Annotated in this window: 13 protein-coding genes; 4 read left to right on the forward strand and 9 right to left on the reverse strand. The window is 61.1% G+C overall.

What is annotated here, in order from left to right; genetic code table 11:
• Window positions 1-6 precede the first annotated feature (6 nt).
• The 4 genes from KW838_RS07220 to KW838_RS07235 all read left to right on the forward strand — a co-directional run bounded on the left by KW838_RS07220 (window position 7) and on the right by KW838_RS07235 (window position 4,263).
• Window positions 7-684, forward strand: coding sequence for a heavy metal response regulator transcription factor (locus KW838_RS07220; protein WP_102698516.1), 678 nt, complete (start codon window positions 7-9; stop codon window positions 682-684).
• Entirely contained in the window at window positions 674-2,038 is a 1,365-nt protein-coding gene (locus KW838_RS07225) for a heavy metal sensor histidine kinase (RefSeq protein WP_218500792.1), read from the forward strand. Before KW838_RS07220 ends, KW838_RS07225 begins: the two co-directional genes overlap by 11 nt.
• Window positions 2,039-2,287: 249 nt before the next feature.
• A complete protein-coding gene (locus tag KW838_RS07230) occupies window positions 2,288-2,512 on the forward strand; it encodes a hypothetical protein (protein WP_102698518.1) in 225 nt (74 codons plus the stop codon).
• Window positions 2,513-2,760: 248 nt separating this feature from the next.
• The gene (locus KW838_RS07235; RefSeq protein WP_218500793.1) at window positions 2,761-4,263 is read left to right on the forward strand and encodes a sensor domain-containing diguanylate cyclase; all 1,503 of its coding nucleotides are present in this window, start codon (window positions 2,761-2,763) and stop codon (window positions 4,261-4,263) included.
• 173 nt (window positions 4,264-4,436) lie between these two features.
• Here KW838_RS07235 and lpxC read toward each other — a convergent pair whose 3' ends face one another.
• The 9 genes from lpxC to murD form a co-directional block, all read right to left on the reverse strand.
• On the reverse strand, window positions 4,437-5,348 hold the full coding sequence (gene lpxC, locus KW838_RS07240) for a UDP-3-O-acyl-N-acetylglucosamine deacetylase (protein ID WP_007939852.1): 912 nt from the start codon (window positions 5,346-5,348) through the stop codon (window positions 4,437-4,439).
• Between the two features lie 112 nt (window positions 5,349-5,460).
• A complete protein-coding gene (gene ftsZ, locus KW838_RS07245) occupies window positions 5,461-6,654 on the reverse strand; it encodes a cell division protein FtsZ (protein WP_007972612.1) in 1,194 nt (397 codons plus the stop codon).
• Window positions 6,655-6,727: 73 nt separating this feature from the next.
• Complete coding sequence (gene ftsA / locus KW838_RS07250; protein WP_007972611.1) at window positions 6,728-7,987, reverse strand: cell division protein FtsA; 1,260 nt, start codon at window positions 7,985-7,987, stop codon at window positions 6,728-6,730.
• Window positions 7,988-8,002: 15 nt separating this feature from the next.
• Window positions 8,003-8,872: a cell division protein FtsQ/DivIB gene (locus tag KW838_RS07255; RefSeq protein WP_095965529.1), complete on the reverse strand. Its 870-nt coding sequence runs from the start codon at window positions 8,870-8,872 to the stop codon at window positions 8,003-8,005.
• 4 nt (window positions 8,873-8,876) lie between these two features.
• Window positions 8,877-9,860 carry a D-alanine--D-alanine ligase gene (locus KW838_RS07260; RefSeq protein ID WP_102698521.1) on the reverse strand — a complete coding sequence of 328 codons (984 nt, stop codon included), beginning with the start codon at window positions 9,858-9,860 and terminating at the stop codon, window positions 8,877-8,879.
• The gene (gene murC / locus KW838_RS07265) at window positions 9,857-11,317 is read right to left on the reverse strand and encodes a UDP-N-acetylmuramate--L-alanine ligase (protein ID WP_007989894.1); all 1,461 of its coding nucleotides are present in this window, start codon (window positions 11,315-11,317) and stop codon (window positions 9,857-9,859) included. The genes KW838_RS07260 and murC overlap by 4 nt, the downstream gene beginning before the upstream one ends.
• Window positions 11,310-12,380, reverse strand: a complete 1,071-nt coding sequence (gene murG, locus KW838_RS07270; RefSeq protein WP_046041926.1) for an undecaprenyldiphospho-muramoylpentapeptide beta-N-acetylglucosaminyltransferase — start codon at window positions 12,378-12,380, stop codon at window positions 11,310-11,312. Before murG ends, murC begins: the two co-directional genes overlap by 8 nt.
• Window positions 12,370-13,587, reverse strand: a complete 1,218-nt coding sequence (ftsW, locus tag KW838_RS07275) for a putative lipid II flippase FtsW (protein ID WP_007972603.1) — start codon at window positions 13,585-13,587, stop codon at window positions 12,370-12,372. Before ftsW ends, murG begins: the two co-directional genes overlap by 11 nt.
• Window positions 13,584-14,930 (reverse strand): UDP-N-acetylmuramoyl-L-alanine--D-glutamate ligase, encoded by a 1,347-nt coding sequence (gene murD, locus KW838_RS07280; RefSeq protein ID WP_218500794.1) that lies wholly within the window; start codon window positions 14,928-14,930, stop codon window positions 13,584-13,586. The genes ftsW and murD overlap by 4 nt, the downstream gene beginning before the upstream one ends.
• Between the last annotated feature and the right edge of the window lies 1 nt (window position 14,931).

A 14,931-nucleotide genomic window follows, 5' to 3' on the forward strand; every position in this document is an offset into this window, starting at 1 on the left:
GGGGTCATGCGCGTCCTGATTATCGAAGACGAAGAAAAAACCGCGGACTATCTGCACCGCGGCCTGACGGAACAGGGTTACACCGTGGACCTGGCGCGGGATGGGGTCGAAGGCCTGCATCTGGCGCTGGAAAGCGACTACGCGGTGATCGTCCTCGACGTGATGTTGCCGGGCCTCGACGGCTTCGGCGTGTTGCGCGCCTTGCGTGCGCGCAAGCAGACCCCGGTGATCATGCTCACTGCCCGCGAACGTGTGGAAGATCGCATCAGGGGCCTGCGTGACGGCGCCGATGATTACCTGGGCAAACCGTTTTCCTTCCTTGAGCTGGTGGCACGCCTGCAAGCGCTGACCCGCCGCAGCGGCGGTCATGAACCGGTGCAAGTGAGCATTGCCGACCTGTGGATAGATTTGATCAGCCGCAAGGCTACTCGCGGCGGCGCACGGCTGGACCTGACCGCCAAGGAGTTCTCGCTGCTCAGCGTATTGGCCCGGCGCCAGGGTGAAATCCTCTCGAAAACCGCCATTGCCGAGATGGTCTGGGACATCAATTTCGACAGCGACGCCAACGTCGTCGAAGTCGCGATCAAACGCCTGCGGGCCAAGCTTGACGGGCCGTTCGAAGAGAAACTGCTGCACACCATTCGCGGCATGGGTTATGTGCTGGAGAGCCGTGGTGTCCAGTAACAGCATCGCCTTGCGCCTGAGCGGGATGTTCACGCTGGTGGCGCTGCTGGTGTTCCTGTTGATCGGCGGGGCGTTATACCAGCAGGTCGACAAAGGCCTGGGCCTGTTGCCCGAAGCCGAGCTGGATGCGCGCTACAGCGTGCTCGAATCCACGGTCGGCCGTTACGGCACGCCTGAGCATTGGGTGAAGATCAACAACAAGCTCAACCTGCTGAGCGAAGAAGACAAGCGCATCAGCTTCTGGATCATCAGCGGCGATCCCCATTACGAATACGGCAACCTGACCCCGCAAATCCGCACCTTTGCCCAAGGGCCACTGGGCATGCGCGACATGCATCTGCCGGATCACCCCTATCCGCTGAAAGTGCTGGTCAGCGAATTCCCGCCCAAGGACCAGCGCCCACCGCTGCGCTTCATGATCGCCATCGACACCGAGACGTTTTTCCAGACCCAGCATCAACTGTTGATTGCGCTGATCAGCCTGGCGATTGTCGGCGTGCTGCTGGCCTCGGCACTCGGTTACTGGGTGGCGCGGATCGGCCTCAAGCCGCTGATCAAACTGTCCCAGGAAGCCCGGCGCCTGGCTCCGCCGTTGCGCTCAGGACGCTTGCGATTGTCACCGTTGCCGCCGGAACTCGATCAGTTCGTCAGCTCGTTCAACTCGACCCTGGAACGGGTCGAGCAGGCTTACTCACGCCTTGAATCGTTCAATGCCGATGTCGCCCACGAACTGCGCTCGCCACTGACCAACCTGATCGGCCAGACCCAGGTCGCATTGACCCGCGGACGCTCCGCCGAGCATTACTTTGAAGTGCTGCAATCAAATCTCGAAGAGCTTGAGCGACTGCGTTCGATCATCAACGACATGCTGTTCCTGGCCAGTGCCGATCAGGGCAGCAAGGCAACCAAACTGACGTCCACGTCACTGGCCGATGAAGTGGCCACGACCCTGGAATATCTGGACTTCATTCTCGAGGACGCTCAGGTTCAGGTAGAGGTCAGTGGTGACGCGCAAGTGAGCATCGAGATCGCCCATCTGCGCCGGGCATTGATCAATCTGCTGAACAACGCGGTGCAGCACACCGCGCCCGGTCAGGTGATTGAAGTGCACATTGAAGCCGCAGAACATCAGGTCAGCATCGGCGTTGCCAACCCCGGCTCGCCGATTGCCCGCGAACATCTGCCACGGCTGTTCGAGCGTTTCTACCGGGTTGATGCATCGCGCAGCAACAGCGGACACAACCATGGCCTTGGGCTGGCCATCGTCAAGGCGATTGCGTTGATGCATGGCGGGGATGTGTTCGTGCGCAGTGACCATGGGATGAATACCTTCGGCATTCATCTTCCTGTCTGACCCCCTCTTCCTTTGTGGGAGCGAGCTTGCTCGCGATGCAAGCGACTCGGTGCAACTTCTGAACCGAGGTGATGCTATCGCGAGCAAGCTCGCTCCCACATTGGTTCCGGGTTGAACGCAAGTGTGCGATCAACCAACTGTTGCCATAACAGCAACAGTCCTTTCATGAATCCGCTCTTTTTCCCCTCGCCCCATATCCTTATCTTTGCCCGCACCAAACAGCACTTGCCAAGCAAGAAGGTTTTAAAGATGTCCAACAGTATGGGTATTGCCAGCGCTTTCGTTTTGTCCTCTTTGTTCCTGTCGCCATTGGCGATGGCGGAAGAATCGCAGACTTTCGTCGCACATAACGCCGCACGCGCTGCAGCGTTCGAAGAGCATCAGATCGAGATGACGGCCAAGGCTGCGCAAGACGCCCAAGCCCCGCAAGCCTCGACCACTCAGGCCCTGCCACAGGTCGAGAAGGACAGCTGATCTGCACCGGTCACTCCCGCTTCCCACGACACTTTTCATCGGCTCTTCCCTTTGAAAAGTTGTCTGCAAAGCCGCTGCTTTCAGCGGCTTTTTTTATCGTGGCGATTCAACTTTCATTGCAATTTTCGCAACGACAAGCGCTGATGGCCCACGCCATTGATCAATCGTTCGAGCAACAGGCACGATTCACCCGGCTGCTACGTTAATGCAACTACGCTTACAGCGTCCCTTTAGCAGACGTCAGCCCTATGACCGCAAGCCGCACCCCACATTTTCCAGGCCCGTCCGGGCGACCCGAGATCCTGGTGATCTTCGGCAGCACCCTGACGGTCATCTCGATCCTGTGCATCGTCACTTTTCTGCTGATCCGCGAACACGCCAACGCCCAGCAGAGCGCCACACGCAGCGCGACCACCATTGCGCAACTGATCGATGCCGATGTCCTGCGTACGGTCGAGCTCTATGACCTGACCTTGCAGGGCCTGATCGCCGCCGCCCAACGGGACGACCTGAAACAGGTTTCGCCGCAGATTCGTCATCTGGCGCTGTTCGACCGCTCCACCACCGCGCGCTACAAGGGCGACATCCTGCTGCTGGACAAGCACGGCGACGTGCTGGCCGACTCATCGTTGGTCGAACCGAAACCGGGTAACTTCGCCGACCGCGATTATTTCCTGGCCCATGTCTTCAATCGTGACACCGGTATGTTTATCAGCCGACCGTTCAAGCCGCGCTGTGACTGCGATGACAGCGACCAATGGCGCATCAGTTTCAGCCGGCGCATTTCCTCGCCCACGGGTGAGTTTCTGGGGGTCGCGGTCGCCTCGATGCGCATGAGCTACTTCGATCAGTTGTTCAACAGCCTCGACATCGGCACCGGCAGCACGCTGGGCATCATCGACAATGACGGGATCCTCCTGGCGCAGAAGCCGTACCGGGAACCGAACTCCATCGGCAAGAGCTTCTCCAGCCGCCCCAACGTCGTACGCATGCTGCAGGAGCGCAATGGCACCTTTGAAAGTGTGTCGAGTGTCGACCATCAACGGCGCTTGTACACCTTTACCCGGGTCGGCAACCTGCCACTGACTGTCATCGTGGCGCTTTCTGTGGATGAGGTGTTCGCCACCTGGAACCGTACGGCCTATGTGATCAGCGGTGCTACCGGGGTTTTGTGCATCGGTTTGCTGTGGTTGACCTGGCTGCTCTGCCGCGAGTTGCGCCTGCGCCAGAGTGCCGAGCAGGAATTGTCGCAACTGGCGGCCACCGATGCCTTGACCGGCGTGGCCAACCGCCGATCCCTTGATCAGACCCTGCGCCATGAATGGTTTCGCGCGCAGCGCAGTGGCAAGCCGTTGTCGTTGCTGATGATCGATGCCGATCACTTCAAGGCCTTCAATGACCGGCACGGGCATCAGGCCGGCGACGAAGCGTTACGGGCATTGGCCAAGGTCATCAGTGCCAATGTCCATCGCCCCACAGACCTGGTGGCGCGCTACGGAGGCGAAGAGTTTTCGGTGGTCCTGGCCGAAACAGGCAGTGACGGTGCACGGCAGATTGCCGAACATATTCGTGAAGCGGTGCAAAAACTGCCACTGGTCGACGCCGGTGAGCGACCGATGAGCGTGAGTATCGGTATTGCCACCTGGACGGCGGCCAGCGACTTCAACCTGGAGCAATTGCTGTTCAGTGCGGACAAGGCGCTGTATCAGGCCAAGGAGAGGGGGCGTAACCGGGTTGTTTGTGCCGAATAGGATTTTCATTGGATGGGAGGACGCCATCGCGAGCAAGCTCGCTCCCACAGGGGAATGCAATCAACTGTGGGAGCGAGCTTGCTCGCGATGAGGCCAGCCCAGGCACTACAAACTTCGGGCATAAAAAAAGGCCACCCGAAGGTAGCCTTTAAAAAACTAGAGAGGTTTTTTGCTTACACGGCCGCAACCGGGCGCATGTAAGAGATCGGTGCAGTGCTGGCGTCTTCGAACGTCACGACTTCCCAGGCATCTGTCTGCTCAATCAACTTGCGCAGCAGCTGGTTGTTCAGTGCGTGGCCGGACTTGAAGCCCTTGAACTCACCAATCAGGCTATTGCCCAGCAGGTAGAGGTCACCAATTGCATCGAGAATCTTGTGCTTCACGAATTCGTCTTCATAACGAAGGCCGTCTTCGTTCAGTACGCCATCGGCGTCGACCACAATAGCGTTTTCAACACTGCCGCCGAGTGCGAGGTTGTGCTTGCGCAGGTACTCGATGTCACTCATGAAACCAAAGGTACGGGCGCGGCTGACTTCTTTTACGAACGAAGTGCTGGAAAAATCCACGCTTGCACTTTGGGTGCGGTCACGGAAAACCGGGTGATCGAAATCGATCTCGAAGCTCACTTTGAACCCTTCGAAAGGGACGAAAGTAGCGCGCTTGTCGCCATCTTCCACTGTCACTTCACGCAGGATGCGGATGAACTTCTTGGCGGCGTCCTGTTCTTCCAGGCCAGCCGATTGAATCAGGAATACGAAAGGTCCGGCGCTACCATCCATGATCGGGACTTCGGACGCGGAGAGCTCGACGTAGGCGTTATCGATGCCCAGGCCTGCCATGGCCGAGAGCAAGTGCTCTACCGTGTCCACTTTGACGTCACCGTTAACGAGCGTGGTCGACATAGTGGTTTCACCGACGTTTTCCGCGCGGGCAGGAATCTGCACCACGGGATCGAGGTCGGCGCGACAAAACACAATGCCAGTGTCGACAGGCGCTGGCTTGAGGGTCAGATAGACCTTCTCCCCGGAGTGCAGGCCGACACCTGTGGCACGGATAATATTCTTCAGGGTGCGTTGTTTAATCATGGCATGGGCCGCTTCAGCGCAAATTGCGAACTGGTATCAACAAAGGCTGGCGATGATAGCAGACCACGCCTTTGCTGAACACCAATCACCTTCATAGCCCTGATACATTTCATCAATCGGCCTGACGACGCAGGAAAGCCGGGATGTCCAGGTAGTCCAGGTCATCTTGCGGATTCATCTTCGCGGCAGTCGCAGCACCGGCCTGGGCCTGGTTGCGCATGACGGTCGGACGGTCCAAGTCACGGTAGTTCACCGCTGGAGCTTCCTGACGAACAGGGGCCTGTTGTTGTGGCTGTGCAGCCATCGAAGTGTGAACGGTATTGTCGATGACCTTCACAGGCTTCTCGATTTTAGCGCCCAGACCGGTTGCAACGACAGTCACGTGCAGCTCGTCGCGCATGTCCGGATCGATAACGGTACCGACCTTGACCATCGCGTGTTCGGAAGCGAACGCCTCGATGATGCTACCCACGTCGGAGTATTCGCCCAGGGACAGATCCGGACCGGCGGTAATGTTTACCAGGATGCCGCGAGCGCCTTGCAGGTTCACGTCTTCCAGCAGCGGGTTGCGAATGGCCGCTTCGGTGGCCTCGCGTGCACGGTTCGGACCGCTGGCGCAGCCAGTGCCCATCATCGCCATGCCCATTTCGCTCATCACGGTACGCACGTCGGCGAAGTCGACGTTGATCATGCCCGGACGCTTGATGATGTCGGAGATACCGCGAACGGCACCGGCCAGTACATCGTCAGCCTTGGCGAAAGCCGACAGCAGGCTGGCGTCTTTACCGAGGATGGTCAGCAGCTTCTCGTTCGGAATGGTGATCAACGAGTCGACGCTTTCGGAGAGCATGCGGATGCCTTCGTCGGCGATCTGCATACGCTTGCGGCCTTCGAACGGGAACGGACGGGTCACCACCGCAACGGTGAGGATGCCCATTTCCTTGGCCACTTCGGCGATGATCGGCGCAGCACCGGTACCGGTACCGCCGCCCATGCCAGTGGTGATGAACACCATGTTGGTGCCCTGCAGGACTTCGGCAATGCGCTCACGGTCTTCCAGAGCGGCTTGACGGCCGACTTCAGGGTTGGCGCCAGCGCCCAGGCCCTTGGTCACGCCGGTGCCCAGTTGCAGGATGGTACGCGCGCCGATGTTTTTCAGCGCTTGAGCATCGGTGTTGGCGCAGATGAACTCGACGCCTTCGATGTTGCTCTTGACCATGTGGTTGACAGCGTTGCCGCCGCCACCGCCGACACCGATAACTTTGATTACCGGGCTTGCGGGGATGTTGTCTACGAGTTCGAACATTTTCCCTCTCCTTTACATTCTCTAGTTTTTTCGCCTACTGCGTGCTTCGGTGTAACGGTGTTGCGGTAAATCTTCAGAAATTGCCCTGGACCCACTTCTTCAGGCGGTCCAGCAGCGGAGCCTGTGGCTCTTCGTTGCTGTAGCTGTCGCGGCTGCCGATGCCCGAGAACGAGATGCCGTCGGACTGCTTCTGCAGGCCGTACATCAACAGGCCGACGCCGGTGGAATAGATCGGATTGCGTACCACGTCATCCAGACCTTTCACGCCATGCGGCACGCCCAGGCGCACCGGCATGTGGAAGATCTCCTCGGCCAGTTCAGTGGCACCTTCCATCTTCGCGGTACCGCCGGTCAGCACGATGCCGGCCGGGATCAGGTCTTCGTAGCCGCTGCGGCGCAGTTCGGCCTGGATCAGCGTGAACAGTTCGTCGTAGCGCGGCTCGACCACTTCGGCCAGGGCCTGGCGGGACAGTTCGCGCGGTGGACGATCGCCAACGCTTGGCACCTTGATGGTTTCACCGGCACCGGCCAGCTTGGCCAGGGCGCAGGCGTAGCGAATCTTGATTTCTTCGGCGTACTGGGTCGGAGTGCGCAACGCCATGGCGATGTCGTTGGTCACCTGGTCACCGGCAATCGGGATGACCGCGGTGTGACGGATCGCACCTTCGGTGAAGATCGCGATGTCGGTGGTACCGCCACCGATGTCCACCAGGCACACGCCCAGCTCTTTCTCGTCATCGGTCAGCACCGAATAAGCGGAAGCCAGCTGCTCGAGAATGATGTCGTCGATTTCCAGGCCGCAGCGACGCACGCATTTTTCAATGTTCTGTGCGGCATTGACGGCGCAGGTGACCACGTGGACCTTGGCTTCCAGACGCACGCCGGACATGCCCAGCGGCTCGCGGACGCCTTCCTGGTTATCGATCACGTAGTCTTGCGGCAAGGTGTGCAGCACGCGCTGGTCAGCCGGGATCGCCACGGCCTGGGCAGCGTCGAGCACGCGCTCGAGGTCGGCCGAGCTGACTTCGCGATCACGAATCGCCACGATGCCGTGAGAGTTCAGGCTGCGGATGTGATTGCCGGCCACGCCGACGAATGCCGAGTGAATGCGGCAACCGGCCATCAACTGCGCTTCTTCGATGGCGCGCTGGATCGATTGCACGGTGGATTCGATATTCACCACCACGCCTTTTTTCAGGCCACGGGACGGATGGGTACCGATCCCGACGATTTCCAGCGTGCCGTCGTCCGCGACCTCGCCTACCAGCGCCACCACCTTGGAGGTGCCGATATCGAGACCGACGATCATTTTGCCGCTTTGCACGTTTGCCATGGGTCCTGCCTCTTCTTAATTCTTCGCGACAGCGGGTTGGGCTGCCGTGGGCGCTACAGGTTCCCGCCAGCCAACAGCGAGGCCGTTGGCGTAGCGCAGATCGATGCGCGCAATGTTCGTAATCTGTTCTTTGAGCGTCTTGTCATAGATGGCGATGAAGCGGCGCATCTTTTCCACCTGGTTGCCGCGTCCCAGCAGCAGTTCGATCCCGGGACCCGCACTGCCGGGGCCGGTGGTCAGGAACCAGCTGCCGCGTTCACGCAACTCCAGGCGTGCAATCGAGAAGCCCAGAGGCCGGAGCATCTGACTCAACACCTGGTACTGCTGCATCACCTGCTGCTGGGCCCGCTGTGGGCCGAACAGCTGGGGCAAATGTTCGTAGTTCGCCAGCTCGCGCGGGGTGAAGGCCTGGCCCTGGTTGTTCAACAGCGATTCGTCACCCCAACGGGCCACCGGCAGTTGTTCTTCCAGGCGGATCACCACTTGATCCGGCCACACCCTGCGCACTTCGGCGTGGGCAATCCATGGCATCGTTTCAAGCTCGGTACGCATGCTCGCCAGGTCGATGGTGAAGAAGCTCGACGCCACGTACGGGGCGATCCGCTGCTGCACCGCTTGCTGGCTGATGTAACTCAGGTCGCCCTGCACGTTGATTTTGGTGATCGGCCGGTCGGCATACGGCAACAAGCGTGTCGCGCCTTCGTAAGTACCGAACCCCAACGCCACCAGCAGTACCGGCCAGAACAACGCTTTGAGAAAACCGAAGTTGGCTTTCGGCAGGCGCGCGGACATCGGCTCTTTGGCCACCATTCGGCTGGCACCCCGCGGTACCGGCTTGCGGCCGGTCGGTGCGGTGGGCTGATGTCTGAGCTGGGCGCCTTGCATGGCCTTAACCTCTCGTCGACTCTTGGTGACCGGCAGCATTGCCGGCAACGCTCTCGGCCAGAATGGCCAGGACCAGTTGCTGGAAATCCAGACCGGCGGCACGGGCCGCCATCGGCACCAGGCTGTGATCGGTCATGCCCGGTGCGGTGTTGACTTCCAGGAACCAGAACTGCCCTTCGGCGTCCTGCATCACGTCTGCCCTGCCCCAACCGGCGATACCCAGCGCTTCACAGGCTTTCGCCGTGAGGTCCATGAGTTCCTGTTCCTTGGCGCGGTCCAGACCGCATGGAATGCGGTACTGGGTATCGTTGGCGATGTACTTGGCGTCGTAGTCGTAGAAGCTGTGCGTCGTGCCCAGGGCAATCGGAGGCAACACCTGGTCACGCAGGGTGGCGATGGTGAACTCCGGACCGTGAATCCATTGCTCGACCAACACTTGCGAATCGTAGGTACTGGCCGCTTTCCATGCGTCGATCAATTCGGACGCGGAACTCACTTTGGCCATACCGATACTTGAACCTTCATGGGCCGGTTTGACGATCAAAGGGAAGCCCAGTTCCGTCGCTGCCGAAATACAATCGGCCTCGCTGCAAAGGACTGCGTGACGTGGCGTCGGAATGCCCAGGCTGTGCCAGACCTGCTTGGTGCGCAGTTTGTCCATGGCCAGGGCCGACGCCAGGATGCCGCTGCCGGTGTAAGGAATGCCCAGGCATTCGAGCAGGCCCTGCATGCTGCCGTCTTCACCGCCACGACCGTGGAGGATGATGAAGGCGCGGTCGATCTTTTCGCTCTGCAGACGCTGCAGCAGGTCATCGCCCACGTCGAGGCCGAACGCGTCGACACCGGCGCTTAGCAGCGCGTCGAGAACCGCGTTGCCCGACTTCAGGGACACTTCGCGCTCGGCACTCTTGCCGCCGAACAGCACGGCGACGCGGCCGAAGTCTTTCGGCGCGATCGTGGAGAACAGGTTGGCGTAGGCAGCAGTCATTTCAACTTCCCCTTCTCCGGTGCGGCAACGGCACCGGCGAACAACTCGCTTTTCAACAGTTTCGGTGCGAGACCGCCGATATCACCGGCGCCCTGGCACAGCAGGATGTCGCCGGCACGCAGCAGCGGCTTGACCACTGGCGCGAGGTCGACACCACGCTCGATGTAGATCGGGTCGAGCTGGCCACGCTGACGGATGCTGTTGCACAGTTTGCGGCTGTCGGCCCCCGGGATCGGCTCTTCGCCGGCCGGATAGACCTCCATCAGCAGCAGTACGTTGGCGTCGGCCAGCACATTGACGAAATCGTCGTACAGGTCACGGGTGCGGCTGTAGCGGTGCGGCTGGTAGACCATCACCAGGCGGCGCTCCGGCCAGCCACCGCGTACGGCCTTGATCACCGCCGCGACTTCGGTCGGGTGGTGACCGTAGTCATCGACCAGCATCACGTTGCCGCCGTCCACCGGCAGTTCGCCATAGACCTGGAAGCGTCGGCCGACACCCTGGAAGCCGGACAGGCCCTGGACGATGGCTTCATCGCTGACACCTTCGTCGGTGGCGATGCAGATGGTTGCCAGTGCGTTCAGTACGTTGTGGTTGCCCGGCATGTTTACCGACACATCCAGCGGCTCGCGGTCAGGGCGCAGCACGGTGAAGAAGGTCTGCATGCCTTGCTGGCGCACGTTGATGGCGCGCACGTCGCAGTCTTCGCCGAAGCCGTAGGTCACGGTCGGACGCTTGACCTGCGGGAGGATTTCACGCACCACCGGATCGTCCAGGCAAACCACCGCCAGACCGTAGAACGGCAGGTTGTGCAGGAACTCGACGAAGGTTTTCTTCAGCTTGTTGAAGTCACCGTCGTAGGTCGCCATGTGGTCGGCGTCGATGTTGGTGACCACGGCCACCAGCGGCTGCAAGTGCAGGAAGCTGGCATCGCTTTCGTCGGCTTCGGCGATCAGGTAGCGGCTGGTGCCAAGCTGGGCATTGGTGCCCGCGGCATTCAGACGGCCTCCGATCACGAACGTCGGGTCCAGGCCACCGGCGGCGAACACCGAGGCGATCAGGCTGGTGGTGGTGGTTTTGCCGTGGGTACCGGCAACGGCGATGCCGTGGCGATAACGCATCAGCTCAGCCAGCATTTCGGCACGCGGCACCACTGGGATACGGCGTTCCAGCGCGGTAGCGACTTCCGGGTTGGACGTGTTCACGGCACTCGACACCACCAGCACGTCGGCCGCCGCAGCGTTCTCGGCGCGGTGGCCGATGAAGATCTGCGCGCCGAAGGACTCCAGGCGTTCGGTCACCGGCGAAGCCTTCAGGTCGGAACCGGATACGGCATACCCCAGGTTCAGCAACACTTCGGCGATCCCGCACATGCCCACACCGCCGATACCGACGAAGTGGATGCGACGGATGCGGCGCATTTCCGGTTGTGGCATGGCTTTCTGACTCTCAACCATGGGCCACCTCCAGGCAGCTATCGACGACGTTACGGGTGGCATCGGGTTTGGCGAGGCGGCGTGCCGCGGTAGCCATTTCGTTGAGTCGTTGTGGTTGCATCAGGACCTCTGTCAGGCGAGCGGCAAGATCCGCTGCGCCAGTCGTTCTTTGTGGCATCAGGAAGGCTGCGCCTTCACGGGCCAAATATTCGGCGTTGCGGGTCTGGTGATCGTCGATGGCGTGGGGCAAAGGCACCAGCATCGAGGGCAGACCGGCGGCGGCCAGTTCACTGATGGTCAGCGCACCTGCGCGACAGACCACCAGGTCGGCCCAGCTGTAGGCTTGGGCCATGTCTTTGATGAAGGGCTGCACCTGCGCCTCGACGCCAGCCGCGCGATAGCGCTCTGCAGTCACTTCATCGTGGTTTTTGCCGGCCTGATGGAACACTTCCGGACGCAAGTCGGCAGCGACTTGCGACAGGGCTTCAGGCAGCAACTTGTTCAACGGTTCTGCGCCCAGGCTTCCGCCCAGGATCAGCAAACGCGCCTTGCGACCGGCCAGGGCTGGTCGCGATGTCTCGAGGAACAGCTCGGTGCGCACCGGGTTACCGGTGGTCCGGCGGCTGTCCGACAGGGTAAAGGTGTCGGGGAACGCTTCACAGACTCGGGCGGCCAACGGCACCAGCAACCGATTGGCGGTACCGGCCACGGCGTTCTGTTCATGAACGATCACCGGCACGCCGGCCAGTTTGGCTGCGACACCGCCAGGGCCGGTCACAAAGCCACCAAAGCCCACGACGCAGACCGGTTGCAGGCGGCGAATGATCGCCCGTGCTTGCCAGACCGACTTGAACAACATGAACGGTGCCTTGAGCAGCGACAGCTTGCCCTTGCCCCGCAGACCGCTGGCGTTGATCCGGTGCAGTTCGATGCCGGCTGCCGGCACCAGATCGTTTTCGATACCGCGCGGAGTACCGAGCCAGTGCACGGTATAGCCGCGCGCCTGGAATTCGCGGGCACAGGCCAGCGCCGGGAACACGTGGCCACCGGTGCCGCCAGCCATGATCATCACGTTAGCGCCCATGATGCGGCTCCTCGGCGAAGTCGCTCTCATGGAACTCCATCTCCTCGCTGCCCAGGTGGGTTCGACTTTCCCACTCGATGCGCAGCAACAAGCCGAGACAGGCACAGCAGATCACCAACGAACTACCGCCGTAACTGAGGAACGGCAGGGTCAGGCCCTTGGTCGGCAGCAGGCCCACATTCACACCGATGTTGATCAGGAACTGGCCGATCCACAGGAACGACAGACCGTATGCCACGTAAGCGGCAAAAAACTGCTTGGCCTTCTCGGCCCACAATCCGATGTACATACCGCGAATACAAACGAAGACGAACAGTGCCACGGTGCACAACGAACCCACCGCCCCCAGCTCTTCGGCCAGGACCGAGAACACGAAGTCAGTGTGGGCTTCCGGCAGGTAGAACTGTTTCTGCACGCTGTTGCCCAGGCCAACGCCCAGCCATTCGCCGCGACCGAAAGCAATCAATGCCTGGGACAACTGATAGCCGGCACCGAACTGGTCGGCCCACGGGTCGGCAAAGTTGGTCAGGCGCGCCATCCGATAGGGCTGCATTTGAATCAGCAGCACCACCGCGCCGACAGCCAGCACCACCATCAGGGAAAAACGGAACAGCCCCACGCCGCCAAGGAACAACATCGCCGCCGCAGCGCCCATCATCACGACGGTGGCACCGAAGTCCGGCTCCATCAGCAGCAGGCCCGCCATCGGCAGCAGTACGATGAACGGCTTGAAGAAGCCCATCCAGCTTTCGCGCACTTCTTTCTGGCGGCGCACCAGGTAACCGGCGAGGTAGATCACCACGAACACCTTGGCGATCTCGGAAGGCTGGACGTTGAAGAAACTGAAGCCGATCCAGCGCATCGAGCCGTTAACCTCGCGGCCGATCCCTGGAATGATCACCATCACCAGCAAGCCGAACGCCCCCAGCAGCATCAGCCAGCCGAGGCGTTGCCAAGTGGCGATCGGGATCATCATGGTCACGATGCAGGCACCCAGGCCGAGCACCACGTAAATAAGGTGGCGGATCATGTAATACAGGGCGCTGCCCGACTGCACGGCTGCCACTTCGGTGGATGCCGAGGCAATCATGATCAGTCCCAGGCCGAGCAGCGTCAGGCAACCGGCGAGCATCGGGAAGTCGAGGTCGATACCGCGCCCGGTGATGAGCGGCGACGGATATGGCTTGATGATGCCTTTGAGGCTCATGCCAGATCCTCCACGGCTTGGACGAACTGGTGACCACGGTCTTCGTAGTTCTTGAACATGTCGAAGCTGGCGCAGGCTGGCGACAGCAGCACCACGTCGCCCGGCTGGGCGGCGGCGCGGCATTGTTCGACGGCTTCGACCAGGGAAGCGACGCGGATCAGCGGAACGGCGTCGCCAATGGCCTCGCCGATCTTGTCCGAGTCGCGGCCCATCAACACCACGGCGCGGCAGTTGGCCGCTACCGGATCGCGCAGGTCCTTGAACTCGGCACCCTTGCCATCACCGCCGGCGATCAGCACGACCTTGCCGTCGATGTCCGTGCCCAGGCCTTCGATGGCGGCCAGTGCAGCACCGACGTTGGTGGCTTTTGAATCGTTGTAGTAGCCCACGCCGTCGAGGTCGCGGACCCATTGGCAGCGATGCTCTAGACCGGCGAAGGTGCGCAGGCTCGACAACATGGCATCGAACGGCAGGCCGACCGCATGGCCCAGGGCCAGGGCCGCCAGGGCGTTGGACTGGTTGTGGGCGCCACGAATCTTCAACTCACGCACCGGCATCAGGTTCTGGAATTCGAAGGCCAGGTATTTTTCGCCGTCTTCTTCACGGATGCCGAAGGCTTTGAAATCCGGTTTGCTCAGGCCGAAGGTCCAGCACGGCTGGCCCTCGCCCATCAACGGACGGCTCAGGGCATCCTGGCGATTGACCACGAACTGCCGGGCACCACGGAAGATCCGGTGCTTGGCCAGGTGATAAGCCGGCAGACCGCTGTAACGGTCCATGTGGTCTTCGCTGACGTTGAGCACGGTCGCCACTTCGGCGTTGAGTTGATCGGTGGTTTCCAGCTGGAAACTCGACAACTCCATCACGTACAGCTCGACGTCGTCGCGCAGCAGATCCAGCGCCGGTGTACCGAGGTTGCCGCCGACGGCCACACGCTTGCCCGCCGCCGCCGCCATTTCGCCGACCAGGGTGGTGACGGTGCTTTTCGCGTTGGAACCGCTGATGGCCACGATCGGCGCCTTCGCGTTACGCGCGAACAGCTCGATGTCACCGGACAATTTCACGCCACGAGCGGCGGCGGCCTGCAGGGCCGGGGTCGCCAGCGCCAGGCCGGGACTCACGTAGAGCTCGTCGGCGCGGCACAGGAATTCGACGTCCAGCTCGCCACAACGCACTTCCACGTGCGGATAGTCACGCTTGAGCGTGGCCAGTTCCGGTGGATTTTCCCGCGTATCGGCCACAGCAAACGCCACGCCCCGGTTCGCCAGGAAGCGAACCAGGGACATGCCGCTCTTGCCGAGGCCGACAACGATGCGGAAGTGGTCAGAAGCGATCAGAGACACG

Source organism: Pseudomonas sp. PDM27 (assembly GCF_019219205.1).
GTDB classification, from domain to species: Bacteria; Pseudomonadota; Gammaproteobacteria; order Pseudomonadales; family Pseudomonadaceae; genus Aquipseudomonas; species Aquipseudomonas laurylsulfatiphila.